The organism is Dyella sp. C9 (genome assembly GCF_003332825.1).
Taxonomy (GTDB): domain Bacteria; phylum Pseudomonadota; class Gammaproteobacteria; order Xanthomonadales; family Rhodanobacteraceae; genus Dyella.
In genome coordinates this window covers 46,262-73,244 of sequence record NZ_QIRF01000011.1, presented here as the reverse complement: position 1 = coordinate 73,244, position 26,983 = coordinate 46,262, and the positions used below count along the sequence as shown (strand labels likewise).

18 protein-coding genes and 1 riboswitch are annotated in these 26,983 nt (G+C 64.8%); of the genes, 6 read left to right on the top strand and 12 right to left on the bottom strand.

Translation table 11 applies throughout. From position 1 onward, the window contains the following. Positions 1-375: 375 nt before the first annotated feature. Entirely contained in the window at positions 376-6,804 is a 6,429-nt protein-coding gene (locus DVU99_RS20290) for an autotransporter-associated beta strand repeat-containing protein (protein WP_198670314.1), read from the bottom strand. Between the two features lie 879 nt (positions 6,805-7,683). Further along, positions 7,684-9,126: a PLP-dependent aminotransferase family protein gene (locus DVU99_RS13420; RefSeq protein ID WP_114240734.1), complete on the bottom strand. Its 1,443-nt coding sequence runs from the start codon at positions 9,124-9,126 to the stop codon at positions 7,684-7,686. A gap of 90 nt (positions 9,127-9,216) precedes the next feature. Between DVU99_RS13420 and DVU99_RS13415 the strand changes: the two genes are divergently transcribed. The 4 genes from DVU99_RS13415 to DVU99_RS13395 all read left to right on the top strand — a co-directional run bounded on the left by DVU99_RS13415 (position 9,217) and on the right by DVU99_RS13395 (position 12,729). After that, complete coding sequence (locus DVU99_RS13415; protein ID WP_114240733.1) at positions 9,217-9,876, top strand: GNAT family N-acetyltransferase; 660 nt, start codon at positions 9,217-9,219, stop codon at positions 9,874-9,876. A 453-nt stretch (positions 9,877-10,329) separates the two neighbouring features. Continuing rightward, complete coding sequence (locus tag DVU99_RS13405) at positions 10,330-10,635, top strand: ArsR family transcriptional regulator (protein ID WP_114240731.1); 306 nt, start codon at positions 10,330-10,332, stop codon at positions 10,633-10,635. A gap of 12 nt (positions 10,636-10,647) precedes the next feature. After that, positions 10,648-10,887, top strand: a complete 240-nt coding sequence (locus DVU99_RS13400) for a hypothetical protein (RefSeq protein ID WP_114240730.1) — start codon at positions 10,648-10,650, stop codon at positions 10,885-10,887. Between the two features lie 969 nt (positions 10,888-11,856). Further along, a complete protein-coding gene (locus DVU99_RS13395) occupies positions 11,857-12,729 on the top strand; it encodes a fumarylacetoacetate hydrolase family protein (protein ID WP_114240729.1) in 873 nt (290 codons plus the stop codon). A 42-nt stretch (positions 12,730-12,771) separates the two neighbouring features. Here the strand turns inward: DVU99_RS13395 and DVU99_RS13390 are convergent, their stop codons facing one another. The 7 genes from DVU99_RS13390 to DVU99_RS13360 are packed head-to-tail and all read right to left on the bottom strand — an operon-like array spanning position 12,772 to position 19,264. Further along, the gene (locus DVU99_RS13390) at positions 12,772-12,996 is read right to left on the bottom strand and encodes a hypothetical protein (RefSeq protein ID WP_114240728.1); all 225 of its coding nucleotides are present in this window, start codon (positions 12,994-12,996) and stop codon (positions 12,772-12,774) included. Continuing rightward, positions 12,993-13,697, bottom strand: coding sequence for an epoxyqueuosine reductase QueH (locus tag DVU99_RS13385; protein WP_114240727.1), 705 nt, complete (start codon positions 13,695-13,697; stop codon positions 12,993-12,995). The genes DVU99_RS13390 and DVU99_RS13385 overlap by 4 nt, the downstream gene beginning before the upstream one ends. Continuing rightward, a complete protein-coding gene (gene mmsB, locus DVU99_RS13380) occupies positions 13,694-14,584 on the bottom strand; it encodes a 3-hydroxyisobutyrate dehydrogenase (protein ID WP_114240726.1) in 891 nt (296 codons plus the stop codon). The genes DVU99_RS13385 and mmsB overlap by 4 nt, the downstream gene beginning before the upstream one ends. After that, a complete protein-coding gene (locus DVU99_RS13375) occupies positions 14,581-15,762 on the bottom strand; it encodes an enoyl-CoA hydratase/isomerase family protein (protein WP_114240725.1) in 1,182 nt (393 codons plus the stop codon). The genes mmsB and DVU99_RS13375 overlap by 4 nt, the downstream gene beginning before the upstream one ends. Continuing rightward, positions 15,759-16,553, bottom strand: a complete 795-nt coding sequence (locus DVU99_RS13370; RefSeq protein WP_114240724.1) for an enoyl-CoA hydratase — start codon at positions 16,551-16,553, stop codon at positions 15,759-15,761. The genes DVU99_RS13375 and DVU99_RS13370 overlap by 4 nt, the downstream gene beginning before the upstream one ends. Next, positions 16,550-17,728, bottom strand: a complete 1,179-nt coding sequence (locus tag DVU99_RS13365) for an acyl-CoA dehydrogenase family protein (RefSeq protein ID WP_114240723.1) — start codon at positions 17,726-17,728, stop codon at positions 16,550-16,552. Before DVU99_RS13365 ends, DVU99_RS13370 begins: the two co-directional genes overlap by 4 nt. Before the next feature lie 12 nt (positions 17,729-17,740). Beyond that, complete coding sequence (locus DVU99_RS13360) at positions 17,741-19,264, bottom strand: CoA-acylating methylmalonate-semialdehyde dehydrogenase (protein WP_114240722.1); 1,524 nt, start codon at positions 19,262-19,264, stop codon at positions 17,741-17,743. A 126-nt stretch (positions 19,265-19,390) separates the two neighbouring features. Further along, a riboswitch (cobalamin riboswitch) is annotated at positions 19,391-19,608 on the bottom strand. Between the two features lie 274 nt (positions 19,609-19,882). On the opposite strand from DVU99_RS13360, the gene DVU99_RS13355 reads away from it, so the two are divergent. Continuing rightward, entirely contained in the window at positions 19,883-21,346 is a 1,464-nt protein-coding gene (locus tag DVU99_RS13355; protein ID WP_114240721.1) for a GntP family permease, read from the top strand. A gap of 8 nt (positions 21,347-21,354) precedes the next feature. Here DVU99_RS13355 and DVU99_RS13350 read toward each other — a convergent pair whose 3' ends face one another. The 3 genes from DVU99_RS13350 to DVU99_RS13340 all read right to left on the bottom strand — a co-directional run bounded on the left by DVU99_RS13350 (position 21,355) and on the right by DVU99_RS13340 (position 25,933). Further along, positions 21,355-22,449: an acetate/propionate family kinase gene (locus tag DVU99_RS13350; protein WP_114240720.1), complete on the bottom strand. Its 1,095-nt coding sequence runs from the start codon at positions 22,447-22,449 to the stop codon at positions 21,355-21,357. Then, positions 22,446-24,806 carry a phosphoketolase gene (locus tag DVU99_RS13345; RefSeq protein WP_114240719.1) on the bottom strand — a complete coding sequence of 787 codons (2,361 nt, stop codon included), beginning with the start codon at positions 24,804-24,806 and terminating at the stop codon, positions 22,446-22,448. The genes DVU99_RS13350 and DVU99_RS13345 overlap by 4 nt, the downstream gene beginning before the upstream one ends. Before the next feature lie 227 nt (positions 24,807-25,033). Continuing rightward, positions 25,034-25,933, bottom strand: coding sequence for a LysR family transcriptional regulator (locus tag DVU99_RS13340; protein WP_114240718.1), 900 nt, complete (start codon positions 25,931-25,933; stop codon positions 25,034-25,036). A gap of 173 nt (positions 25,934-26,106) precedes the next feature. Between DVU99_RS13340 and DVU99_RS13335 the strand changes: the two genes are divergently transcribed. After that, a complete protein-coding gene (locus tag DVU99_RS13335; protein WP_114240717.1) occupies positions 26,107-26,955 on the top strand; it encodes an alpha/beta fold hydrolase in 849 nt (282 codons plus the stop codon). The last annotated feature ends 28 nt before the right edge of the window (positions 26,956-26,983 follow it).

Sequence of the window (26,983 nt, the reverse complement as noted above, 5' to 3'; positions counted from 1 at the left end):
CGGCGGGCGTGGTGAACTGTTGCAACTCTTTAGCGTCCACGCGCGCTCGCACACCAAAGAAGTCGCCGGCAGGATCAGGCCGTAAATAGCACGGCGTCAAAAGATGACCGAATAAGCGGACATGACACGATTAGCGGACAAACGACAGAATTAGCGGGATGACGACAAAAGCCGTGCCAGCGGCCAGCCTCATCAAGAATTTCGCATAATGTATATTATGTAAAATTGCGAAATGGGCTCAATCAGCTGTCGTTCTGTCGTCACCCAACTAACCATGTCACTCACCCGAACTTGGCTGAGGAACGCTGATCGTGTTGAAGGTCGCACGTCAAGGAAGACAAGCGACGGCCAATTGGCCGCCGCTTGTCACTTCGTTTAGAACGCCCAGTTCACGCTCAAACGACCGGACTGATCCGTCGCGTGATCGCCAAACTGGCCGCTGTACGTTGCGTCCACCGTCACGTCCTTCGCCACCTTGAAGCTGATGCCACCGTTGACGGCTGCCGCGTTGCGAGCCGCCGGCACGCCGGCAACGTCGAACGACTGACTGCCCGATGCAAAGCGCAGGATGGTCGTCGGCGTCACGTCGCCCCACGCGTGCTGCCAGCCGAGGCTGACCACCGCACGCAGAGCACCGGTGTCGTCCAGCGCGAAGCTACCACGCACGCCGAGAGTGCCTGTCGTGATCGAGCTGCCCTCAGCATCGGACGCCAGCGCTGCGGCCGAGCCGGCCTCGCGCATGGCGTTGGTGTGGAGGTAGTCGTACGCGATGTTGGCAAACGGAGACACGGTGGAGTGGCCGACCTCGAAGGCATAGCTGCCATCGACGTAACCCTGCGCGGTGTTGCCGTGGTAACGCGCGTTGGCGGAGCCGGCGAACGAGCCAAACGACAGCGTGCGGTTCGTGTCGATCTTCTGCCAGCCGTACACAGCGCCAGCCTGCACGTTCACCTGGCCGAACGCGGCCGCACCGTACAAGCCGGCATAGGTGTTCACCTGATGCGAGGACTCGCTCGGCGAATCCGTGCGCGCCGTGCCTTCACCGGAGCCAATCAACGCGCCGACGCGATAGTCGGAGCCAACCGGAAGGTCCGCGCCTACCACCAAGCCGCTACCGTTGTTGCTCAGGTCGAACGCGTTGCCGTCCCCGTCGTGGCTGCCCCAGTGACCCCATGCCGAGGTCCACGCCGTCACGCCGCCATCGCTGGTTGCGCTCTTGCCGGTGGCGCTGCTGTCCACGCCCGACAGGTGCGCGGTCACTGCGTCACGGACATAACGATCGTTGTCCATGATCGCGGTACGCACGCTCACCTGGATCTGGCCCTGCAGCTGATTGAATGCGGACACCGCCGTCGGCTTGTCCAGCATCAGCACCGCGTCATACACGGCGTTGCCGGCGCCCAGGCTTTCGACAACGGCCGATGCGCCCTTGGCGTTCGGCGTCGTGGCTACGTCAGGGAAGCTCACCTGGTTGCGGACCAGCGAGAAGCCGACGTTCTCCGTGCCGTACACGAGGCTCGGGGTCACGAAGGCGAAGTTCGACTGCACCGTGGCGAACTGTCCGCTCACGCCGCCGGTCGCGTTCAACACCTGATAGTTGGTGTTGGGCTTCCAGTCGGACGACGGCAACAGCAGCATGGCTGCGCCGTCGATGGCGGCCTTGCCGTTGACCTTCAGGGCACTGCCCATGCCATCGGCCGTGGTGTCGATCAGCAGCGTACCCGCAGCGGTCTGCGTGTAGTTGCCGTTGATCGTCAGCGTGCCAACCGAACCACCCGGGCGCACGGTGCCACCGTTGACGACATCGCCGTCGATGGTGCCGTGACCGCGCAGCGTGCCGTCGGTCTGCACCGTGACGCCGCCACCCAGTTCTGCAGTGGCGTGATCAGCGTCGCCCACTTCAAGCGTGCCGCCAGCGATCGACGTCGTGCCTGCGAAGGCCGCGCTGTTGCCGTTGAGGATCAGCGTGCCCGCGCCCGTCTTGGCCAGACGCCCGTCACCCGACAGCGCGCCAGCGTAGATGCCATCGGCCGCCTGGTTGAACGTCACCAGTGCGTGGTCAACGATGTCGCCCTGCAGGCTGGTGGTGTCGCCGGTGAGCGAGCCACCGTAGACGACGGTGCCACCGGTGTAGGCGTTGGCGCCGGTCAGCGCGAGATCACCCGTGCCGTCCTTCACCACCGCGCCCGTGCCAGTGATCACACCGGCAAACGCCACGTCGTCCGCGCGCTTGAATTCCAGCGTGCCCTCGTTGTCCACGTCGCCGACGATCGAGCCCGACGTGTTGCCATCGCCGATCTGCAGCGTGCCGCCCTTGATGAGCGTGCCACCGGTGTAATCGCTCTCGCCCGTCAGCACCAGCGTGCCGGCGCCGCGCTGCGCAACAGCACCTGCGCCCGTGATGGTGCCCGCGTAAGCCACGTCATCGCTGCGGTTGAACGACAGGTTGGTCTCGACATCGATGTCGCCAGTCACCGAACCGGTGGTGCCACCATTGCCGACCTGCACCGTGCCGCCGACCACGAACAAGCCAGCATCGTTGCTGCTATTGCCGGTCAACGTCAGCATGCCAGCACCCTTCTTCGTCACCGCACCGGAGCCTGCGATGTTGCCGGCGTAGGTCACGTCATCGCTCCGGTTGAACAGGACCAGCGTGTTCACGAGGATGTCGCCCGCAACCGAGCCGCTCGTGCCGCCATTGCCGATCTGCAGGCTGCCATTGGCGACGGTCGTTCCGCCGTCCATGGCAATGTTGCCGGTGACGGTCAGACGGCCGCTGCCGTACTGGTTGAACGAACCCGTTCCGGTGACGTTGCCGCTGAACTCCAGGTCATCGGTACGCGCGAAGCCGAGCACACCGTTATCGACGACATCACCGGTGATCGAACCGGTGGTGCCACCCGCGCCGACTTGCAGGACGCCCGCCGAGATCGTCGTGCCACCCGTGTACGTGCTGTTTCCGGTCAGGACGAGCGTACCGGTGCCCTTCTGCTCCACCGAGCCCACGCCACTGATCGCGCCAGCGTAGCTGGTGACATCGCTGCGGTTGAACGCCAGTGCGGATTCGTCCGTGATGTCGCCCAGGATCGAACCGTGCGTTGCGCCATCACCCACGACGAGCGTGCCCGCCTTGATGTCGGTGCCGCCGGTGTAGAGCGCGCTGTTGGCCAGCGTCAGCGTACCGGTGCCGGTCTTGATCAGCTCGCCGGGGCCGCCAACGACGCCCTTGAGGGTGAGATCGCTGTCCGTCTGCACTGTGCTCGCACCGCGCACATCGAGTTCACCTGCGTAGCTGATCGCGGCGGTGCTCTCGAACGTCGTGCCGTCGTTGAGGACGATGGACGAGTTCACGCCGCCCACACTGTTCGATGCCGAAACGGCAAGCGTGCCCTGCAGGACCTGCCAGTGCGTGTCGGTACCGGCCACGCCGGTCAGCGTCCAGGTCGAGGCGCCATCCTTCTCAAAGTTCGCGAAGCCCTGGATCTCGTAGTCGTTGATGTCTTCGGCAGAGGGATCGATCGTCCCCACGACGTGGGTCATGTCGAAGGTGCCATTGGCGTCGCCGCCCAGCGCGAACGTATCGGCGCCAGGGCCGGAGTTGCTCACCACGTTGCCATGGAAAGTACCACCGGCGAGGAGCTCGACGACGTTGCCGCCACCACTGACGTCAATCGCGTCGGCGCGGCTGCTGCCATCGAACGACACACCGCCGGAGATCGTGCCCGCAATCTTGATCAGACTGCTGCCCGTCGAGACCCCGCCCACGCCGCCCGCGCCGACCGCGCCGTTGGCGCCAGCAGCGCCAGCATTGCCATCCGCGCCGTTCTCGCCGCTCCCGACGTCACCGGCGCCGCCAAGGCCGCCGCTGCCGCCGTTGCCTGCCGCGGCGAAGCCAGGGCCGCCGCCTTCGCCACCCTCGATGATCGCGCCTGCTGCGTTGTTGACGGTCAGGTCGAAGCCCTCAATACCCGAACCACCTTGGCCACCTGCACCACCCACGCCGCCGTTGCCGCCGTCACCGCCTTGGCTGCCAGGACCGCCGGGGATGCCGAGGCCCACGAAGTTAAGGCCCGCGCCGCCAGCGCCGCCGCTACCGCCGTTCGCCGAGCCGCCCGCGCCGCCCATACCGCCGTAGATGTAGCCGGTGTTAGTGATGGTGGCGTTGGTGGCGGCGATGCCGGCACCGCCCTTACCACCCACGCCTCCGATGCCGCCGTTGGAACCCTGGCTACCCGGGGCGTAAGGCATGTTGCCCAGACCGCCCATGCCGTTGGCCGAGCCGCCGACGCCACCGATGCCACCAACGATCATGCCGCCGTTGTTCACGACGACGTTATCGCCCATGACAGCACTCACGCCGGCACTACCTGCACCGCCGGTGTCGGTTGGGAGCGAAGCGGGGAAGTTCGTACCAGGGTCGCCCTGCGCCGCCAGTACCGAATTGCTCGTGCCGACGTTGAGCGTCGTGCCAGAGACCATGAACGCGGATGCGATCGATGCGGCGCCGGAGCTATTCGTGCCCAGCGTCAGCGTGCCGCCGTTGACGGCCCACGTGGCCAGTACATTGTTGTTGCCCTGCAGGATGACCGTGCCCGCGCCGACCTTGCTGAAGGTGTCGAAGCCCTCGAAATACGAGACAGTCGGATCGGTGACGTTCGACGTGACGCGCGAGAGATCGAACGCAAAGTTCTCGCCGGCATCAGCCTCCAGCTGCAGCGTGTCGCCGCCGTTGGAGATGACGTTGCCCACGAAGGTGCCGTCGATGCCGACCGTGAGGACGTTCGCGCCGCCGGTCAGGTAGACGGAGTCAGCGTGACTGCCGTCCGCATTGCGGCCGCCGGCAATTTGGCCGTCGTTGTAGATGCTCGCCGCGCCGGTCGACGTGACGCCGTAGCCCGCGGTCGACTGCATGCCGCCCTGACCGTCCGCCGCACCCCACATGCCGGCGTCGCCGCCGGCGATCGTGCCGCCTTGGCGGTTGAGCACGGCGAAGTTCGCGCCGGAGACACCGTTGCCGCCCGCGCCCGCGTAGCCCGGCGTGCCGGCGGGGCCGCCCACGTCGCTGTTGGCATCGCCGCCGGTACCGCCCGTGCCGCCGCGAACCGTGCCCACGTTGGTCAGCGTGAAGCCGTCGCCGTTGATACCGTCGCCGCCGTTGCCACCGTTGCCGCCCACGCCGCCGTTCGGGGACGAGGCTCCCGCGTTGCCGTTGGCGTCGCCACCGAGGCCGCCGGCGCCGCCGATGCTCTGGCCGTAGTTTTCGATGGAGCTACCGGTACCGGCCGAGACGCCAAGCGCGCCCGCGCCGCCGTTTCCGGCCGTGCCACCGATCGTGGAGGTGCCCCGGGTGCCGTCAGCGCCCTGCACCACCGAGCTGCTGTCCTGGATGTAGAGATCAGCGCCCGGATCAACCGTGATGGTTCCCGTGGTCGCGCCGAGCGCCAGGCCCAGCGTGCCCGACTGCACTTCCCACTTCGTCGCCACCGACGCGGGGCCGGTCAGCGTCCACGTCTCGCTGCCGGACTTCTTGTAGCTATCAAAGCCATAGAACGCCGTCGGCTGCCCGTACGCGTTATGCGAACCCGGATTGCTGCCGACGATCTGGCCGAGATTGAACGTGCCGTCGTCGGTGCCGCCCAGCACCAACGTATCGCCGCCGTTGCTGATGACACTGCCCTGGAAGCGGAAGCCCGCGCCGAGCGTGAGCGTATTGCCACCGTTGTAGAGGTCGATGGCGTCGGCCTGCGTGAAGTCACCGTTCTCGCCGCCGGCCACGAGGCCAGCCGTGAAGATGTTGGCGTTACCCAGCGAGACGATGCCCGCACCACCCTCGCCATCCATAGCGATACCGCCGCCATTGGAGGCTGCACCCCCCCAGATGGCGTAGCCGGACGTGTTGATCAGTGTGTCGCCGGTGTTGTCCAGCGCGACGCCTGCACCACCCGAGGCATTGCCGTGACCCATAATCTGACCAACGTTGGAGGCACCGCCTTTACCACCGGTGATCACGCCGTCATTGGTGAGCGTGGAGCCGGACATGCCGTCCGCGCCATCGCCGCCGCCGCCCGCGGTCGAGTTGCCGCCGCCACCCTGGCCGCCCGTCACCGTGTCGCCGACCGTGAGGTTCGCGCCGTTCTTGACCAACACACCGGCACCACCGCCGCCCGCGCCACCCACCGCCATACCGGATCCGGACGAAGCGCCATCGCCGCCCTGCCCGCCAACCGTGACACCCACGTTGCTGAGGGTCACGCCGTCGTAGACATAGCCAACGCCACCACCCTGGCCACCGCCGTTTCCGACGCCGGCCAGAATCGGGTCGACAGCGCTACCGCCGCCACCCGCACCTTCACCGTCGGTCGCGAGGCCACCACCCATGCCACCGCCGCCGGAATTGACCTGGCCAGTTCCACCTACAGCACCTTGGCCGATGCCCGCGTGGCCACCAGCGGCGTTCGCGCTGGTGGCGCTGCCGCCCTGGCCGCCCGCCCCAGCAGCGGGGCTCTGACCCGGGCTGCCATTACCACCCAAGGTATTGGCATCACCGCCTCCGTTGTCGGCACCAGGGGTCGTCGCGCCGGCGGCACCGGTGGCGCTCGCGCCGTTCGTCCCGGTGATGTCGGCCCACGCACCGGTGGCAGCGAGACTGAGCGCCAACGTGGTCGCGACGAGGAATGCTGCGCGGGCGCGTGGCTTCGTGGAATGGTCAGCGCCGTTGCCGGCGCCGCGCGAAGTGGAGAGTTCAGATGCGACCTGCAGCTTGCCGAGGCTGCGGTTGAAGACGAGGCGGTAGGTCTTGTTCAAGGATGTGAGTCCATTCGTGGATGCGAAACGCCCCTGCTCGCCCAGCGGCAAACGCGCTGTCGTCCAGGTATGAAAAATGTTGGATAGTTCCCCCTGATGCGCGATCAGGACGATGCTAGGTAGCATCGCGCGTCAGTTAGTGCTGGTCGCCTGGCGGCCATCGGAGGATGTCGGCCGAAACGACTCAAGCTTTAATGTCACCCCGTTGCGGGTGCTCGTGCGCGAGTTGATGCCCGGGTCGCGGACGGACATTCCAACAAAATGGAACTAGCCACCTCTATCCGCGATAACTATCCCTAATCGTCAGCACCAAGATTGGAAGCTCGCTGAGCACTGGGCACGGCATGTCTTTGTTTCACCGACGAGGTAAGACACAGGCATGTCCTACCCCGTGGCTTAGATCATCGCGATCTGGCATTGGAGCAAGTTTTCCAGTTCCAGTCTTCGGCGTTAACTCCCCATTCGATCGACTGGAAATGGTGCACAAAGACGGCGAAGTGAGGCATGCACGTGGCGCAGTTTTTGTGTGTGCGGCGATGGAGGAAAGTCATCCCACCATCGATCTGTAGCCGCCAAATATGCCACCGGAATAGTCTCAGGCCGGCACCTAGCGGGAAGCCCTGGAATCACCTGATCTGCGACCAGCCAAAGGGCCGCGCGCCGCCACGCAGGCTTCCCTATTCGCCGTACAGCGTCCCAAGGAATCCCGTGGAGCGGAGCCAGGGTGTCGCGCTTTCCGCCATCGAAAGCATCTGCACGCGAGCTTGGCCTAGACTGAACGGGTCGTCAGGACCCACGTCTTCCTATTCGACACCCCTCGGCAAGAATAAAGCTCAGCAACGTTGACTCTGTCGCTGCTCGTGATTGGAAGTACCGGTCCTATCGTGGTTTTCCAGCCACTCGTTGGCCTATTGCCTGCGCAACGACCTGAGCTTGCCTATCGATGCTGCCGACGTCGACCGAGGAAATGCCAAAAAGAAGGCCTGGACGCGCGCTCCCCAGGAAGAATGGTGACAGTGGCCGTACTCCGTATCCTTCATCCTGCAATGCCCTGGCAATCGAGACGTCATCGGCCTGCGGGTCGATGAACCAGGTCGTTAGCTGAAGGCCATCCCGACCATCACCAACACGAAGATACCCGCCGCAATGGGCCGTCAAAGCGCGAACAGTCGCCGCCATGCGCTCTGCGTAGAGCGGCCTCACTCGGCGTAAATGCGCGCGAGTTCTTCCATCTTTCATCATCGTCGAGAGGGCCGCTTGAACGTAAAGCGACACTGCCAATCCTTTCCGACGATGGCCGCTCGATACCAATTCGAGAATCGCCCTGGGGACGATCATGTATCCGACGCGAATGGCTGGCGCGAGGAGTTTGGAAAATGTCCCCAGATATACGACTGATCCACTCCGATCAATTCCCTGCAGCGAGGGCATGGCCTGCGGGCCTTGATGGAACTCACTGTCGTAATCGTCTTCGATAATGATGGCGCCCGTCCTCTCGGCCAGGGCAAGCAGGGAAAGTCGCCGCTCAAGGCTCATCGAAACACCGGTGGGATACTGGTGTGAGGGCGTTGTGTAGATCAGCTTGGGATGCCCCGCCGGTGCGGCCAAAGGATCTAACCCATCGGCGTCGCAAGGGACGGGAACCAATTTTGAAACGATCGACTTCAAGATGCCTTGCGCCGCCCAGTACCCTGGCTCCTCGATCCACGCTTCCTGCTGGTCAACGGGAATCGATTTGAAGATCTCTCCCGCAACCAGATCGATCGCGGCTCGTGCCGTAGGGACGATGACCACTTGATCGGGTTCTGCGTTGACACCGCGCGTTGCGGTGACGTGCTCAATGATGGCCTCCTTTAGCTCGGGCAGCCCTGTCTCATCGCGATAGTCCAGGTCGCCGTCCCGCAAGGATCTGGCTCTAGATGCCAGCGCCGAAGCCCACTCCGCGCGAGGAAAGGCCTCAAGATCCGGGGCACCAGGTTTGAGCAGCCGTGGGTCCGACAAAGTTCTTGTCGCGGGCACCTGCCGCTGGGCCTGCACTTTGACGGCCCCATTAATCGCGGGAGGAAGCATGCTGACCCGTGTTGCCGAGCCCTTGCGTGTTTCCAGGTACCCCTCGGCTTTCAGCCGATCAAATGCGCTCACGACCGTCGCGCGAGATATGCCAAGTGTAACTGCGAGTTCGCGCGTCGATGGCAGCTTGTGACCACCCGCTATCGTGCCAGCAAGTATTTGGTCACGAAGCCCTGCATACAGCTGACTCTCCAAACCGCCTTGGCTGCGTTCAAGGGCGATCCAAAAAGGCCGCGGCGCGTTCCTGGCCATAAAGGTGGTATGTCGAAATTCATGAAAGTGGATAGATACAGGCTACCACTTTCTTGGCATTTATCAGGGGCCAACCAATGGATACCCGCCATGACCCTGAACTGGAAGGGCGCTCCGCAGCCCGACAAACTCCCCCTGGAAGGCGCCTATGTGCACCTCGTACCCCTGGACATTGAGCAGCACGCTCAGGCCCTATTCGAGGCTTCCACCGCAGAAGGCCGCGAGGAGCGCTTTCGCTATCTTGCTGAGGAAGCGCCTCGCAGCATCGAAGAGCAGCATCAATGGATGGAGCGGGCGATCGCGAGGGCCGATCCGCTGTTCTTTGCGGTAGTGGACAAGACGACTGGCCGCGCGGAGGGCCGACAGGCATTCATGCGCATCGATACGGCCAATGGCGTCATCGAGATCGGGCACATCATGTGGGGGCCGGCCTTGGCTCGCACCCGCAAAGCCACCGAGGCCTTTTTCCTTTTCGCCGACTACGCCTTTCAGCTCGGGTATCGGCGCTTGGAATGGAAGTGCAATGACGAAAATGCCCCCTCTAAGCGCGCTGCCATCCGCTTCGGCTTCAGTCATGAGGGCCTGTTCCGTCAACACATGGTCGTGAAGGGGCTCAATCGAGACACCGCCTGGTACTCAATCATCGATCGCGATTGGCCGCGGCTGCGGCAGTCATTCCAGGCGTGGCTGGAGCCAGGCAACTTTGATGACGCCGGAAACCAGCTCCACAAGTTGACACTATCGCCATGAGCGCGGTACCGGCAGGCAGCTAACCCGTAATAATGCTTACCGTTTTTCCCAAGTGTCTGGTTTTATGTGGTTGAACGCCTCTGCCAGCTGCCGATTCGGACGCCCTCTCCTTATGTCACGCCTCCATTGAAGCACCTGCCCTTCCCCTCCCGCGGCATCCCATCTAGCCGCATGGCTTCTGTTTGATTCGCGTGCTCGGAAATGCGGACGTGGAGCGATCGGGATCCACCGGTGACTCCCTGGCCGACGAGGCCATTATCGACCTGCATAGCGGCATGGGTGTACCCGCATCCAGGCATGGCCATCGCCTCGTTCTCATGAGGGAAGCGCTGGCATGAGTGCGTCACGGCCATGCGGGATTCTCGCAGCGCCTGCCGGCGCCCCAGGGCGGCGCTCGCGGGTGCCGGCCGGCATCGCTTGCCATGAGCAACATGTGTCAATTATTGTTGACACATGACCAAGAGCTGTGTCTCCATAGATGCACTGGCCGGGCAACTGGCGGCGCTCGCAAGCCCCCAGCGACTGCGGATCGTGGGCGCCCTTACGGCGGACGAGCTACATGTCAGCGAGCTTGCGCGTCGGCTCGGCATGTCAAGGCCACTGCTCTACGCACATCTGGCCCGGCTGGAGGAAGCAGGAATCCTGGTTGGAAGACTGGAACTGTCGAAGGATGGAAAGGCGCTGAAGTACTTCAAGGTGGTGCCGTTCCAGCTGAAACTCGATGCGAAGACCATTCGCGAACTTGCACTCAAGGACTGATGGGGAGCGGGCATGAAAGCAGAAGCGCTTGGCGTGTTGATTCCGGTTGCGGCCATCGCAGGCTGGTACATCCACGGCATTTTTTCCGAGAAGTACCAGGCTCAGCGAGACATCGCGCAGGCCAAAGGCGGCCAGGTCGACCAAATGCTCGCCGCGCAGGCGACCAGCCAGCAAACGATCCAGGCCAGCCTCGACAGCATGGACAAGCGACTGGCCAGGATAGAAAAGCTGCTGGAGGAAATCCCCTCCTGATGACCTTACCGATGCACTGCCCGCCATTCCGGATTATCGCGTGCATCGCTTCATCGGCGCGGTCGCCATGGCCAGTGTATTCGAGGCCGTGCGCCTGTTGCCCGGCGGCCACGCAAGACCGTAGTACTGAAGCTGCTGCGCATCGACGTGCATGACGCCGCAGCACCCTGACGCCTCCTCGATCCATGCCTCCTGCGGGGCAACGGGAATCGATTTAAAGCCCCCCCCGCAAGCAGATCGATCTCGGCTCGTGCCGTAGGCACGATGAGCACCTGATCGGGTTCTGCGTTCACACCGCGCGTCGCGGTGACGTGCTCAATGATGGCCTCCTTTAGCTCAGGCAGCCCTGTCTCATCGCGATAGTCTAGGCCACCGCGCCGCAAGGACCTGGCTCTGGATGCCAGTGCCGAAGCCCACTGCGCGCGAGGAAACGCCTGAAGATCCGGCGCGCCTGGCTTGAGTAGCCTCGGGTCCGGCAAGGCCCGTGTCGCGGGCGGCTGCTGCCTGGCCTGCACTTTGGCGGTAGCCATAAATGGTTCCGAACCGGCAATGCCACGCATTGCTTGCAGGCATAGGCACCCACGACCACCGCAATCGCACACTTATCCCTGCGGACATAGGTCAGCAGTCCTCGGTGGCACGAACGCTAGCTCTTGTCGGCGCAAAGCTGTGCGTGCTTCGGAATCGAAGCAGTAAGTCTGGCGCGCACCGGAACGGAATCCCACTTTGGGTTTGCAGCCTGCGTGCCTCGCGCCGCCCCGCTCTTTGGCGCGCGCAATTTTTCACATACCCAATCAACATCGTACAAGCGATAAAAGTGGCGGTGCGCTAGCTTTAGCGTCGTCGTCACCACCGCGAAGCTTTTTGACTGCCGGGTTGCCGCGCGCGTCTTTGATTTCAGAAGCGCCCCAACCATAACGACGTCTTTGGCTTTTAGCGGGAGCCTGCGGGACACTGGAGAAAGAATCCATGCGCATCGTCCATTTTGAGAGGGCCGGGGTCCCTGGAATCGCCGCTGATGAAGGCTCGGGCTGGTACGGACTCATGGAAGGCGAGAGAGGCTTTCCGGGTACCCTGCCCGACCTGATCGCACAAGGCGCGGATCTCGGGCGCGCTGGTAGGGAGCTGCTGAGCATGCTCGCCATCGATCTGAGTAAGGCTCGAATACTGCCGCCGGTACCCAGACCCGGAAAAATCCTCTGCGTCGGCCTCAACTACGATGACCACCTCGAGGAAAGCGGACTCGAAAAACCCGTCTACCCCAAAATTTTCGGGAGGTTCGCAACAAGTCTGATCGCCCACGGTGATCCGATCCGGCTCCCGCCCGAGTCGGCAGCGCTCGACTATGAGGCCGAACTCGCCGTAGTGATCGGGCGCAGGGGGCGCCGCATCAGCCGCGAGCACGCCCTTGACCACGTTGCGGGTTACTCGCTGTTCAATGACGCCACGATCCGTGATTTTCAAATGCGTACGCCGCAATGGACGATCGGCAAGAATTTCGATGGCACGGGATCCTTCGGACCGTGGTTGGTGACCCCTGACACGTTGCCACCAGGAGCTTACGGGTTGCGCGTCCAGGGGCGGTTGAATGGCAAGGTCATGCAGGATTCGTCCACCGACAAGCTCATTTTCAGCGTCCCATCGCTGATCGAAATGATCAGCGTGGCGATGAGTCTTGAGCCGGGCGACGTGATCATCACCGGGACGCCCGGCGGCGTCGGGGCGGCCCGAAAGCCGCCTGTTTTTAAGAAGCCTGGCGACGTCTTTGAGGTGGAAATCGATGGAATCGGCGTCCTGAGCAACACCGTGCGAAGCGAGTCACAACAGGAGGCTTCACCCTGAGTAGAGGCACGCTTGCCGCACTGGCGGTAACAGGCTCGCCGATCAGCCAGTCTTGACCACCTTGTCGAGTACGAGATGCTCCGGATACTTGCGCCTTACCAACACCATCGCCTCGCGGCGATTGCTGGCACGGATCGCCTCGACAAAGCCCGGCGAGTCCTCGTCGGCGGGATCACCCGCTAGCGGACGCCCAGCGTGGCGCAGCTGCTTGTACTCACCCTCCCGCCCTTTGCGCACGACATCGACCAGGTAAACGGCCTTGCTCATGTGCCGGCCTTGTCCTGCGGAAGCGATACGGTGGCCGCTTCAGGTGCGGCATCTTCGTCACCGTAAAACTTCACGCCGAGGCGGATACGCTCACGGCCCTGGTCGCGGCGGTGGCGATTCGTGTCGCGCAACGAATATACGCAACCACAGTATTCCTGTTGGTAGAAATGCTCACGCTTGCTGATTTCGATCATCCGCTGGCTGCCGCCGCCTTTGCGCCAGTTGTAATCCCAGTACACCAGCCCCTCGTAGGGCTTCGCTGCGCGGTGGCCGCAGTCGTTGATCTGCGCCATGTTCTTCCAGCGCGAGATGCCGAGCGAACTGGTGATGACCGGGAAATCGTGCTCGTGCGCGTACAGCGCCGTGCGCTCGAAGCGCATGTCGAAACACATGGTGCAACGGATGCCGCGTTCCGGTTCGTTCTCCATGCCCTTGGCACGGGCGAACCAGTTGTCGGTGTCGTAATCCGCATCGATGAAAGGCACGCCATGCTTTTCGGCAAAACGGATGTTCTCGTCCTTGCGCAGCAGGTATTCCTTCAGCGGATGGATGTTGGGGTTGTAGAAGAAGATGGTGTATTCGATGCCCGACTCCAGGAACGCCTCCATCAGCTCACCGGAGCACGGAGCGCAACAGGAGTGCATCAGGAGCTTGTGGGCCCCATTCGGGAGTACCAGCTTTTCACGTACAGGGTCATTCATGGATCAGGTGCTACCAGCTTGATGACGCTCGAGAAGTCCAGGCCGCCGCGGCCGGCCTTGCTGTTGAGCGCGTAAAGATTGCGGGCCAGTTCACCCAGGGGAATGGAGGCGCCGACGCCCATCGCTGCCTCGGCGGCCAAGCCAAGATCCTTCAGCATCAGGTCGGTACCGAAGCCGCCGGCATAGCCACGCGATGCCGGTGCGTTTTCCAGCACGCCCGGCCAGGGGTTGCAGACCTCGGTGGCCCAGCTGCGCCCGGTGCTTACGGCCATCATCTGCGACAGCACCTTGGCGTCGAGTCCATGGGCCGCACCCAGCGCGAGCGCTTCGCCGGTCACCGCCATGATCACGCCCAGCGCCATGTTGTTGCACAGCTTGGCCACCTGGCCCGCGCCGCTGGCGCCCACGTGGAAGATGTTCTTGCCCATCGCCGCCAGTATCGGCCTGGCACGCTCGAGCACATGCTCATCGCCACCCACAATGAAGGTCAGCGTGCCTGCAGCGGCGCCCGCCGTGCCGCCGGAGACCGGTGCGTCGAGCATGGCCAGCCCGCGCTGCGTGGCGGCCTTGGCCACCTTCTGCGCCGCGGCCGGCGCAATGGTGCTGCAATCGATGACCAGTGCGCCGGCCGGGATATGCGGCAACAGGCCTGCCTCGCCGAGATACAGCCCTTCCACATGGCGGCTGGCGGGCAGCATGGAGATGACGATCTCGGCATGGGCAACCGCCTCGGTCGCATTGGCGGCCGCCTTGGCACCCTGCCCGACCGCCTGCTCCACCGCAGACGCCACCAGGTCGAACACGAGAAGCTCATGCCCCGCCTTGAGCAGGTTGGCCGCCATTGGGCCGCCCATGTGTCCCAGGCCAATGAACGCGATTCGACTCATGACTTGCTGACTCCGTAAGCTGTGTCGCCGAGATTGACCAGGGGGTGCTCCCCTTCGGGCCAGGGCGCGCGGAAGAAGGTGTCTGCCCAGGCCGGCGTGGCCTCGGCCAGGGTGGCGGGATGCCAGCGGGGCTGGCGATCCTTGTCGATCAGCAACGCGCGGATGCCCTCGGCAAAATCGCCGTGGGCCGCGCAGTGCAGCGAAACGATGTATTCCAGGCAAAACACCTCGGCCAGCGACAAGGATGCCGCGCGCTGCTGCAGCTCGTAGGCCAGTCGCGCCGAACCCAGCGAGCCGGCAGCCAGCGTGTCGCGCGCGGTGATCAGCCACGGGTCGTCCTGCGTGATGCCCGCGATAGCCTGCACGATCGCCGCGAGTCCATCCTGGCTGCACAGCTTGCCGATGAGTTCCCGGTGCGCCTGCAGCGGACCAGGCTTGGCCGGCGAAGCATGACCCTGCAGTAGCTCGGTCAGCAGGGTGCCATTGGCGTCGCCATGATCGGACCAGTTCGCTTGTGCCAGTGCGGCGAATACGTCCTGGCGATGACGTTCTTCGATGTGCACGTCCGCCATGCCGGCATACATGGCGTCGCCCGCATTCAAGGGTGCGCCGGTGAGGGCCAGGAACAGGCCACCCAGTGCAGGCACGCGATGCAGCAACCAGCTGCCGCCCACGTCCGGATACAAGCCAATGGTGATTTCCGGAAAGGCGAGTCGCGATCGTTCGGTGACCACGCGATGGCTGGCGCCGGCCATCAGGCCGATACCGCCCCCCATGACGATGCCATGCCCCCAGCACAGCACCGGCTTGGGATAGGTGTGGATGCGGTAATCGAGCCGGTATTCCACCGCGAAGAAATTGCTGGCGTAGGCGTTGTCGCGAATGTCGTGACGGCCGCCCGCACGGTACTCCAGCATCGAGCGATAAAGCCCGTGCAGGTCACCACCGGCGCAGAACGCCTTCTCGCCTGCACCCTGCAACACAACAACCGCGATGGCCTTGTCCTCGGCCCACGCATGCAGCTGGTTGTCCAGCAGACGCGCCATTTCTAGCGACAGGCCGTTGAGCGTCCTGGCCGCATTGAGCGTCGCTACGCCGATGCGCTTGCCGTTGGCGGCCGCCCGCTCCTCGAACAGTACCGGCGCCTCGCCCTGCACCTCGGCATTCACCGTGCTCATGCGTTCTTCCAGAGCGGCGCGCGCTTTTCGAGGAACGCCTGCACGCCCTCGCGCTGATCGGCGCTGTCGAACAGGTCGACGAAGGCCTCGCGCTCCTGCACCAGGGCAGTGGACTGAGTCTGCGAACGGGTGGCCTGCACCAGCTTTTTGCAGGCCGCAAGGCTCACCGGACTCTGCTTCTCCGCCTGGTGTGCCCAGGCCAGCGCACGGGCCTTGCCCTCTCCTTTGGGCACTACCGCTTCGACCAGGCCAATCTGCTGGGCCGTGGCGGCATCCACGCGCTCACCCAGCAGGATCATCCGCTTGGCCCAGCCCTCGCCCACCAGGCGCGCCAGGTTCTGGGTGCCACCGGCACAGGGCAGCAGGCCCACGCTCGCTTCCGGCAGCGCCATCTGGGCATGCTCTTCGGCGATGCGCAGGTCACAGGCCAGCGCGCACTCCAGGCCACCGCCCATGGCGTAGCCGTTGATCGCCGCGATACTCACGCCACGGAACGACGATAGCGTTTCGAAGGCCTCGCCGAAGCGGCGTGCAGCCTCGCGTGCTACCGACTTATCACCATCGGCGAACTGCTTGAGGTCAGCGCCCGCGGAGAAGAACTTCTCGCCATCGCCGGTAATGACCAGGGCATAGATGTCGCGATCGGCATCGAGGTCGCGCACCAGGTCGCGCAACGCCGTGAGGCTTTCGCGCGTCCACGTATGGGCAGGCGGGTTGGTCAGGGTCACTACGGCCACGTGGCCGTCGATGGCCAGATGCAGCCCGGTGTAATGCTTGCCCGCATGACTCATCGCAATTCCTCTTCGGTGTTGAGCAGATGGCGCGCCACGATGACGCGCATGATTTCGTTGGTGCCTTCCAGGATCTGGTGCACGCGGCAATCGCGAAGCAGGCGTTCCACCGGGTATTCGCGGATGTAGCCGTAGCCACCGTGGATCTGCAGCGCGTCATTGCAGATCGCGAAGCCGGCGTCGGTGGCGAAGCGCTTGGCCATCGCACACCACACGGTTGCATCGTGGCTGCCCGCATCGAGCTTGCGCGCGGCGGTATGCACCATCTGCCGCGAAGCGACGAGCTCGGTCACCATGTCGGCCAGCTTGAATTGCAACGCCTGGAACTCGGCCAGCTTCTTGCCGAACTGGCGACGTTCGCCCATGTAGCGGCGCGCCGCGTCCACCGCGCCCTGGGCGGCGCCGAGCGAACAGGCGGCGATATTCAGGCGGCCGCCGTCCAGGCCCTTCATGGCGATCTTGAATCCATCGCCCTCATTGCCCAGCAGGTGGTCCGCCGGCACGCACACGCCATCAAAGGTAATACTGCGCGTGGGCTGGCTGTGCCAGCCCAGCTTCTCTTCGTTGCGACCGTAGCCGATGCCCTGCAGGTGCGCGGGCACCGCAAAAGCAGAGATGCCGCGCGCGCCTTCGCCACCCGTGCGCGCCATCACCACCAGCATGTCGGTGGCACCCGCGCCGGAGATGAAGGCCTTGCTGCCGTGCAGGACGTAATGATCGCCGTCGCGATCGGCACGCGTGCGCAGGGAGGCCGCATCCGAACCGGCACCCGGCTCGGTCAGGCAGTACGACGCAAGACGCTCGGCCTGGGCCAGTGCAGGGCCCCAGGCATCGCGCACGGCAGGCGTGGCAAAGCTGGTCAGCATCCACGTGGCCATGTTGTGGATACTGATGAACGCGGCCGTCGACGGATCGACGGCGGCCAGTTCCTCGAACACGATCGCCGCGTCCAGCCGGGTCAGGCCAGAGCCGCCGGCCTGCTCATCGGTGTACAGGCCGCAAAAACCCAGCTCGCCAGCCTTGCGGATGGCTTCGCGCGGAAACTCGCTCTCCGCATCCCACTGGGCGGCAAATGGCGCGAGCTCCGCCTGGGCGAAGTCGCGCGCCGCTTCACGGAACGCCTGCTGCTCGTCCGTCAGCTCCGGCGATGCCCCCGGCATGGCTTTGATATCCATGGTGGCACCCCATCACTTGAGGTGGATGGTGGTGTTGACGCCACTGGCCAGGGTCTGGTCGTCGAACCAGCGCTGGGTCACCGTCTTGGTCTGCGTGTAGAACGTGACGACCTGCTTGCCGTACGGGCCAAGGTCCCCCAGCTTCGACGCGCGCGAACCGGTGAACGAGAACAGCGGTACCGGCACCGGGATCGGCACGTTGATGCCGACCTGGCCCACGTCGATGTCCTCCTGGAAGCGGCGCGCCGCGGCGCCACTCTGCGTGAACACCGCCGTGCCATTACCGTTGGGGTTGGCATTGACCAGCTCGATGGCCTCATCCAGCGAATCGGCCGAGAGAATCACCAGCACGGGGCCGAAGATTTCCTCGTCGTAGATGCGCATGCCCGGCTTCACGTTGGAGAAGATGGTGGGGCCGACGAAGTTGCCTTCTTCATAGCCAGCCACCTGCGGCGAGCGACCGTCGAGCTCCAGCGTGGCGCCCTGCTGCACGCCGGAAGCGATCAGGCCTTCCACGCGCTCGCGGGCGGCGCAGGAAATCAGCGGGCCCACGTCGGTGCCCGGCTCGACGCCGGCATTCACCTTGAGCGTGCGTGCCTTGGCGACCAGCTCGGGAATCCACGACTGCGCCTCGCCCACCAGCACGGCGGTCGAGGCAGCCATGCAACGCTGCCCGGCCGCGCCGAACGCGGCGCCGGCCAGCGCATTGAGCGTTTGCTCCTTGTTGGCGTCGGGCAGCACCACCGCGTGGTTCTTGGCGCCCATCATGCACTGCACGCGCTTGCCGGACTGCGAAGCACGGTGATAGACGTGCGTGCCGACGCGGGTGGAGCCCACGAACGACACCGCCTTGATGTCGGCGTGATCGCAGATCGCGTTGACCACTTCCTCGCCGCCATGCACCACGTTGAGCACGCCCTTGGGAATGCCCGCCTCCAGCGCCAGTTCCACCAGGCGCATGGTGACCATGGGGTCCTGCTCCGACGGCTTCAGCACGAAGGTGTTGCCGGTGGCGATCGCCATCGGGAACATCCACAGCGGAATCATCGCCGGGAAATTGAACGGCGTGATGCCAGCGCAAACGCCCAGCGGCTGCAGCAAGGTGTAGGTATCCACGCCGTTGGCCACGTTGTTGGCCAGCTCGCCCAGCTGCAGGTTGCCGATGGCCGCCGCATGCTCGACCACTTCCAGGCCACGGAACACGTCGCCTTCGGCGTCAGGCAGGGTCTTGCCCTGCTCCGCGGTCAGCAACGCTGCCAGCTCGCCCATGTGCTCGCGGATGAGCTGCTGGTACTTGAGGAAAATGCGCGCGCGCGTGCCAATGGGCGTCTTGCGCCAGGTCTTGAAGGCCTGCTTGGCTGCGGACACCGCCGCATCCACTTCGTCCCGGGTCGCGAACGGCACGCGGGCCAGCACCGCCTGCGTGGCCGGATTGACCACGTCGCGCCACTCGCGGGACTTCGATTCGACGAACTCGCCGTCGATCAACAACTTGACGGTTGCAACTTCGGTCGCAACGGCATCCAACTTATTCATTTGTACTGTCTCCGTATCGCACACCCGCGAGATGGGGTTACAGAGCAGACAAGGAGACGCAAGACGGCAGGCAGCCAGTTCCTGAATCAGCTCGCCTGGTTGCCCTCCGCAACGCCCGGGAACGACGCGCCAAGCGTCGACACAGGCCGGTCTCCGGGCTCACGAGCGAAGCGTCAGCTTCACCCCGGCACCTTCCCGCGCATAGCGCAGTGGTTTCATGCCGGGTTTTCTCGCCTACCGTTGCGGGGGCAGCGTCGGCATGGGGTGTTTCCACCCGCACCGACTTCCCGTTTCACCCTGCGCATCGACACCGACAGCAGGACACCTGTGATCTGCCGAGTGTACCGCGTGGGTCGTGTCCGGCAAGTTGCACCGCGGAATAAACGGCAGCCGGCGCGACCGCCTTGCGGAAGAAACCGGGCGTGGATGCACCACATGCCCTTGACCCTAAGGCCGGCAAAGTGGCGTTACGAACCACAGGAATACCGGCATGCACACCACGACCCGCTCACGGGACGTAGACATCCCCTGCGCTTCTCGCGCGCCGCGAGACGGCCTCAAGGACGGCCTCGCTGCGCACCGGGACGCTGGCGCGCCTCTCCACGCGCAAGCGATTTCATGAGTGCCGAACCGTGGGGCCTGGCCGGGATCGCGGTGGCACTGGTGCTGCTGATCGCCTGTGCATTTCGCGGCTGGAGCGTGCTGCTGCTGGCGCCGTTGTGCGCACTGGTGGCGGCGGCGTTCTCAGGCCAGCCGTTGCTGGCCAGCTGGACCCAGCGATTCATGCTGGGCACGGCCGATTTCCTTGCGCGGTTCTTTCCGCTGTTCTTGCTGGGCGCGGTGTTCGGAAAGCTGATGAACGACTCCGGCTCCATCCGAGTGATTGCCGATGCGATGATCCACCGCCTTGGCACGAAGCGGGCCCTGCTTGCCGTGGTGCTGGCGGGCGCCTTCGTCACCTATGGCGGCGTCAGCCGGTGCGTGGCGTTCTTCGTGCTGGTGCCGATGGCGCGCGAGGTATTCCGGGCCGCTGACATACCGCAGCACCTGATGCCGGCGACGATCGTGCTTGGCACGAGCACCTTCACCATGACCGCCTTGCCCGGCACGCCTTCGATACAGAACGCGATACCGATGCCGTTCTTCGGCACCACCGCGTTCGCCGCACCGGGCCTGGGACTGATATCCGCCGTGATCATGCTGGCGCTGGGCCTGCTTTGGCTGGCTTACGAGCGGCGATTGGCCACCCGAAAAGGCGAGGGTTTCGTGCCCGCCTCCCCCCAGGTGGCATCCGCGACACTGAAATCCGCGCGCGATCGCGCTGCCTTGGCCGATGAATTCGACCTCGCCGAGGCCGGGCATGGCCACCCCTTCGTGGCGCGACCTTCGACATGGGTCGCCTTTCTGCCACTGGCCGTGGTCACCGCCACCAACCTGCTGATGTCGCTGGTGGTGATCCCGCGCATGAATCTCGCCTATCTCGCCGAGCCGCACTGGGGAAATACCAGCCTTTCGGGAGTGGCCGGCGTGTGGTCGGTGATCGTCGCGCTCGCGGCCGCCATTGCGGTATTGCTACTGCTGCAGCACAGGCACATCGCACGGATACGCACCAGCATGGGCGAAGGCGCCGATGCCGCCGTGTTGCCGGCGCTCAGTGTCTCCAGCCTGGCGGGCTTCGGCTCCGTCATCGCCGCCCTGCCCGCGTTCCACCTGGTGCGCGAGCAGGTGCTGTCCACGCCGGGCGGCCCGGTTGTCTCGCTCGCGGTGGCCACGAACGTGCTCGCCGGCCTCACCGGCTCGGCGTCCGGCGGGCTGTCGATTGCGCTGGATGCCATGGGCAGCACCTACAAGGCCGCTGCCGATGCACTGGGCATCGACCCCTCGCTGCTGCATCGCGTCGCCGCCATCGGTTCGGGGACGCTGGACATACTTCCGCACACCGGTGCCATCGTGACGCTGCTGGCACTGTGCGGAGCGACGCATCGCGACAGCTATCGCTCCATCGCCATGGCCGGCATCGCACCCTCGCTGGTGGCACTGCTGGTGGTGATACCGCTGGGCATGCTGTTCGGTTCGTTCTGAGCGGTACTTCAAGGCTGGCCGGTCGACAACAACCGCTGCGCATGCGCGGCCATCACCAGGTTCTCCTGCGATGGCAGCACGCGCGTTGCCAGCCCGGGGAAGCAGGGGCGCAACAGTTGCTCGACGTGCTGCCGTGTCGGGGCATGGTGCTCGCCGATGCCGCCGGTGAACACCAGCAGGTCGATGCCACCCAGCACGATCGCCAGCGCAGCCGCCTGCTTGGCCACGGACTGCGCGAACTGGGCCAGCGCGAGCGCCGCCAGTGGCTGGTCGCTCGCCGCCAGCTCGCGCACGTCCGCGCTCAGCCCCGAAATACCGCGCAGCCCCGAGCGATGCTCCAGCAGCTCCTGCAACTCATGATTGGTGCAGTGCTGCTCGCGCAGCAGGAACAGCATCACGCCAGGATCCAGGTCGCCCGGACGCGTACCCATGATGATGCCGCCGGTCGGCGTCAGGCCCATGCTGGTATCGACCGAGCGCCCGTTGCGCACCGCGGTCAGGCTGGCGCCGCTACCCAGGTGGGCGATCACCAGCCGCTCTGGCGGGGACTCCAGCTGCCGCAGGATCGACTCGCACGACAGGCCATGGAACCCGAATCGCTCGACGCCCTTGGCTCGCAGCTCGTGCGGCACCGGCAACACGCGCGCCAGATCGGGCAGCGGATGGTGGAAGGCCGTATCGAAGCATGCCACTTGCGGCAACTCGGGCCATGCGTCGTGGGCGCGGCTTATCCAGCGCAGCGCGCCGGGCACATGCAGTGGCGCAAAGCTGGACGCCGCCTCGATGCGCGCCGCCACGTCGCGGTCGATCACGCAGTGCTCGCGCAGCCACGGGCCACCATGCACGATGCGGTGGGCCACCGCATCGAAGCGCCCGATGGTTTCCAGCGAGGGCAGCTCCAGCAGGGCCGGCAGGGGCGCAGCCTCGCCGTCGAGATGCAGCTCGCGCTGGATCGAGCCATCGGCTGTGCGGTAGTGCAAGGCATGCGCGCCTTCACCGGTTTCCACCGCCCCGTCGACCACCAGCACGGGCTCGTCACCGGAACTCCGGTAGATGCCGAACTTCAACGACGACGAGCCGACATTCAGCGTGAGGATGTTCATGCCGGCTGCCATTGCCAGTTGCGGATTTCGGGAAGGTCGATGCCGTGCTCGCTCACGTACAGGCGGTGCCGCTCGATCTCGGACCAGTAGCGCTGCTCGGCTTTCTCGCGCAGGTGCGCCAGCTTGGGCACCCGGTTGATCACGTCCAGCGCAAGCTGGTAGCGATCGAGGTTGTTGAGCACCATCATGTCGAACGGCGTGGTGGTGGTGCCCTCCTCCTTGTAGCCACGCACGTGGATGTTGTCGTGGTTGTGGCGGCGATAGGTGAGCCTGTGAATGATGCCGGGGTAGCCGTGGAAGGCGAAGATCACCGGCTTGTCACGGGTGAACAGGCGGTCGAACTCGTCGTGATCCATGCCATGCGGGTGCTCGTCGGAGGTCTGCAGGGTCAGCAGGTCCACCACGTTCACCACGCGTATGCGCAACTCCGACGCCGCCACGCGCAACAGCATCACCGCGGCCAGCGCCTCCACCGTGGGCGAGTCGCCGGCACAGGCCAGTACCACGTCGGGATTGCCCTTCTCGTTGCCGGCCCAGTCCCAGATGCCCGCGCCGGCCGTGCAATGCGCTACCGCGGCGTCGATATCCAGCCACTGCCAGTCCGGCTGCTTGCCGGAGATGATCAGGTTGACGTAATGACGGCTGCGCAGGCAGTGGTCGGCTACCGACAGCAGGCAGTTCGCATCCGGCGGAAGATAGATGCGCACGATCTCCGCCTTCTTGTTCGCCACATGGTCGATGAAACCCGGATCCTGGTGCGAGAAGCCGTTGTGGTCCTGGTGCCACACATGCGAGCTGAGCAGGTAGTTGAGCGATGCGATCGGCGGCCGCCACGGAATGGTGCGCGTCACCTTCAACCACTTCGCATGCTGGTTGAACATCGAATCGACGATATGGATGAACGCCTCGTAGCAGTTGAACAGGCCATGGCGGCCGGTGATCAGGTAGCCCTCCAGCCAACCCTGGCACTGGTGTTCGCTGAGCACCTCCATCACGCGCCCGTCCGGCGCGAGGTTCATGTCGGTATCCACCGTCTCGGCCAGCCAGGTCTTGGGGGTGACCTCGTACACGGCATCGAGCCGGTTGGATGCGGTTTCGTCGGGGCCGAACAGGCGAAAATTGGCCTGCTCCATGTTGAGCCTCATCACCTCGCGCAACCAGCGCCCCAGGTTGCGCGTGGCCTCGGCCTTGAGCGCACCGGGCAGATCGAAGCTCAATGCGAAGTCACGGAAATCCGGCATGCACAGCGACTTCAGCAGTGTGCCGCCGTTGGCGTGCGGATTGGCGCCCATGCGGCGATGGCCGGTGGGCGGCAACGTGGCCAGCTCTTCGATCAGCGTGCCCTGCTTGTCGAACAGCTGGTCCGGGCGATAGCTCTTCATCCATCGTTCGAGGATCTCTACGTGCCCGGGTTTGGCCATGTCCGACAACGGCACCTGATGCGCGCGCCAGGTGCCTTCGACCGGCAGCCCATCGACCACCGCCGGCCCGGTCCAGCCCTTGGGCGAACGCAGCACGATCATCGGCCAGCGCGGACGCTTCGCCTTGGCCGCACCACTGCGCCTTGCGGTGCGCTGGATGCGCTGGATACGCGCGATGCAGGCATCCAGCGCCGTGGCAAACGCCTTGTGCATCAGCTCCGGCTCATGGCCTTCGACGAAGATCGGCTCGTGCCCGAAGCCTTGCAGCAGGTACTTGAGTTCGCGATCGCCGATGCGTGCAAGCACCGTGGGGTTGGCGATCTTGTAACCGTTGAGGTGCAGGATGGGTAGCACCGCGCCATCGCGCGCCGGATTGACGAACTTGTTGGAATGCCAGCTGGTGGCCAGCGGCCCGGTTTCGGCTTCGCCATCACCCACGATGCAGGTGACGATGAGATCCGGGTTGTCGAATGCCGCGCCGTACGCGTGTGACAGTGCATAGCCAAGCTCGCCGCCCTCGTGGATCGAGCCCGGCGTTTCCGGAGCCACATGACTGGGCACGCCGTAAGGCCAGGAGAACTGCTTGAACAGCTGACGCATGCCCTCGCGGTCGCGGCTGATGTGCGGATAGGTCTCGGTGTACGAACCTTCCAGATAGGTATGCGCCACCAGCCCGGGCCCGCCATGCCCCGGACCGATCACGTAGATCATGTTCAGGTCCTGGTTGCGGATCACCCTGTTCAGGTGGGTGTAGATGAAGTTCAGTCCCGACGTGGTGCCCCAGTGCCCGAGCAGGCGCTGCTTCACGTGATCGAGCGTCAGCGGCTCTTCCAGCAGCGGATTGTCCCGCAGGTAGATCTGCCCCACGGCCAGGTAATTGGAAGCCTGCCAATAGCGGTGCATGCGATCGAGCAGGATGGGGTCGAGCAATGACATGGCGCGCGTCCTTCTCACCAGGGGCCGGCCCCGGATCGTGCACGGCGCCGCGTGCAGGCCCCGTCATAGCGGCGACGCCCCATGCCGGCCCAGCCCTGCGACGGACCTGCCGGCGGAACAGCGAAGCCATGCAAGCCTCACCGAATCACCTGCCGGCTTGAACGATAACGCGGTCATGCCGTTCAAGACTCCGTCGCGGCGACGTGGAACTCTTCGGTGCGGACGCCTCAGCCGCGGCGCTGCTCGATCCGTGACACCAGTTCCTCGAGATGGGAGAGGAACCTATGCAGGATGGGCGACTGATTGCTGCGGCTGTAACCCACCACCAGGTCCACGGTCGGCGGCTCCCCGGCAAGTGGCCGGCTGGTGACCGACCATGGCATCAGGTTTTGCGCGTACGCGGGAATCAACGTCACGCCACGCGTGGACGCCACCAGCGACATCACCATCGCCGGATTGTCCACCAGCTGTGCGGGCTCGATGGCGATGCCCGCCTCGCCAAGATAGGCGTCGATGGCAGCGCGCAACACCTTGGCCTTGTTGGCCATGGCGATGAACGGCTCGCCGACGAGATCGCGCGGACGTATGGCCGCACGCGCCGCCAGCGGATGGTCGCTGGGCATCAGCACCACCAGCGGCTCCTGCGATACGCGCCGGTAAGCCAGGTCGTAGTCCGGCTCGGCGCGCATGAAGGCAAGATCAAGCCGCCCGCGCGCCACCGCCTCGCCAAGATCGGGCGAGTAGTCGCTCGACACCGTGACGTCGATGCTCGGGAGGTCGGCGCGCAGCACATGCATGGACTCGGGCAGCCAGGTCATCTCCTGCCCGGTGAGGAAGCCCATGGCAAAGCGCTGCTTGGCCGGCTGGGCGGCTCGCCGCGCGGCTTCCACGGCCGCGTCGACCTGGTTGAGGGCCAGCTTCGCGTGATCGAGAAACGCCTTGCCGGCATCGGTCAGCTCCACCCCGCGCGCGCTGCGATTGAGCAAGGACGCACCCACCTGGTCTTCCAGGTCCTTGATCTGGCGGCTCAACGAGGGCTGCGAGGTAAACAGGCGCCGTTCGGCCGCCACCGTGAGGCTGCCGGTCTCGGCCACGGCGACGAAGTAGCGAAGATGGCGCAGCTCCATGGCAACCCCGCGGAAGGCATGCCTCGCAGGCATGGGGCCAAGCTTACAAAGTCTTTTTCATCCTCGCCACGGAAGCCTAGATTTCCCGCCAAGCCCCACCCGGCCAGGCCACGAAGCAATGCCTCGCAGGACTGGCACCACGCCACCCTTCCTTTCATTGATGAGGTTTCGCCATGAGCACCCACACCCACCAGACCGCCCCCACCCAGTACGTCGAGGCCAGCGGCATCCGCTTTGCCTATCGCCGTTTTGGCCGTCCGCAGGGCGTGCCGCTGGTTTTCAACATGCACTTCACCGGCACCATGGATCACTGGGACCCCGCCATCACCGATGGGCTGGCCCGTGACCGCGAAGTCATCCTGTTCGACAACGCCGGCATCGCCAGCAGCTCGGGCGAAGTGCCCACCACCATCGAGGGCATGGCGGCCAATGCCGCGGCTTTCATCAAGGCCCTCGGCCTGACGCAGGTCGACGTGCTCGGCTTCTCCCTTGGCGGACTGGTGGCACAGGCGCTCACGCAGGCCGAACCGCAACTCGTGCGCAAGCTGGTGCTGGTGGGGACCGGCCCGCGCAGCGGCGAAGGCATGGCCACGCTCACCCCGGAGGCCCAGGAGATCTTTGGCGCAACCTACGAGCAGCCCGACCACCTGTGGCTGAAGGTGTTCTTCACCGATTCACAGGCCAGCCAGGACGCGGGTCGCGCCTTCCTCCAGCGGTTTCGCCAGCGCACTCAGGATCGCGACACCGAGGTCAACGACAAGGTCGCACCCGCACAGATCGAGGCGCTGTCGAAGTGGGGCGCCCCGCGCGATAACCCGTACGACTACCTCAGGTCCATCACCCAGCCGACGCTGGTGCTCAACGGCAGCACCGACGTGATCATCTACACGATCAATTCATACCTGCTGCACCAGCACCTGCCCAATGCACAGCTGATCCTCTATCCGGACGGCAACCACGGCGCCCAGTACCAGTACCCGCAGCGCTTCGTGCAGCACGTGGGCAGCTTCCTGGCCGAGTAACGCGCAACCACCCTCACACAGGAGACAT

Coding starts and splice junctions, on each gene's coding strand:
- DVU99_RS13405 (WP_114240731.1), top strand. CDS start 10,330: ATGACCAAGAGCTGTGTCTCCATAGATGCACTGGCCGGGCAACTGGCG.
- DVU99_RS13420 (WP_114240734.1), bottom strand. CDS start 9,126: ATGGCCAGGAACGCGCCGCGGCCTTTTTGGATCGCCCTTGAACGCAGC.
- DVU99_RS13350 (WP_114240720.1), bottom strand. CDS start 22,449: ATGAACATCCTCACGCTGAATGTCGGCTCGTCGTCGTTGAAGTTCGGC.
- DVU99_RS13345 (WP_114240719.1), bottom strand. CDS start 24,806: ATGTCATTGCTCGACCCCATCCTGCTCGATCGCATGCACCGCTATTGG.
- DVU99_RS13385 (WP_114240727.1), bottom strand. CDS start 13,697: ATGAATGACCCTGTACGTGAAAAGCTGGTACTCCCGAATGGGGCCCAC.
- DVU99_RS13370 (WP_114240724.1), bottom strand. CDS start 16,553: ATGAGTCATGCGGGCAAGCATTACACCGGGCTGCATCTGGCCATCGAC.
- DVU99_RS13340 (WP_114240718.1), bottom strand. CDS start 25,933: ATGGAGCTGCGCCATCTTCGCTACTTCGTCGCCGTGGCCGAGACCGGC.
- DVU99_RS13395 (WP_114240729.1), top strand. CDS start 11,857: ATGCGCATCGTCCATTTTGAGAGGGCCGGGGTCCCTGGAATCGCCGCT.
- DVU99_RS13365 (WP_114240723.1), bottom strand. CDS start 17,728: ATGGATATCAAAGCCATGCCGGGGGCATCGCCGGAGCTGACGGACGAG.
- DVU99_RS13360 (WP_114240722.1), bottom strand. CDS start 19,264: ATGAATAAGTTGGATGCCGTTGCGACCGAAGTTGCAACCGTCAAGTTG.
- DVU99_RS13355 (WP_114240721.1), top strand. CDS start 19,883: ATGAGTGCCGAACCGTGGGGCCTGGCCGGGATCGCGGTGGCACTGGTG.
- DVU99_RS13400 (WP_114240730.1), top strand. CDS start 10,648: ATGAAAGCAGAAGCGCTTGGCGTGTTGATTCCGGTTGCGGCCATCGCA.
- DVU99_RS13335 (WP_114240717.1), top strand. CDS start 26,107: ATGAGCACCCACACCCACCAGACCGCCCCCACCCAGTACGTCGAGGCC.
- DVU99_RS13390 (WP_114240728.1), bottom strand. CDS start 12,996: ATGAGCAAGGCCGTTTACCTGGTCGATGTCGTGCGCAAAGGGCGGGAG.
- DVU99_RS13375 (WP_114240725.1), bottom strand. CDS start 15,762: ATGAGCACGGTGAATGCCGAGGTGCAGGGCGAGGCGCCGGTACTGTTC.
- mmsB (WP_114240726.1), bottom strand. CDS start 14,584: ATGAGTCGAATCGCGTTCATTGGCCTGGGACACATGGGCGGCCCAATG.
- DVU99_RS13415 (WP_114240733.1), top strand. CDS start 9,217: ATGACCCTGAACTGGAAGGGCGCTCCGCAGCCCGACAAACTCCCCCTG.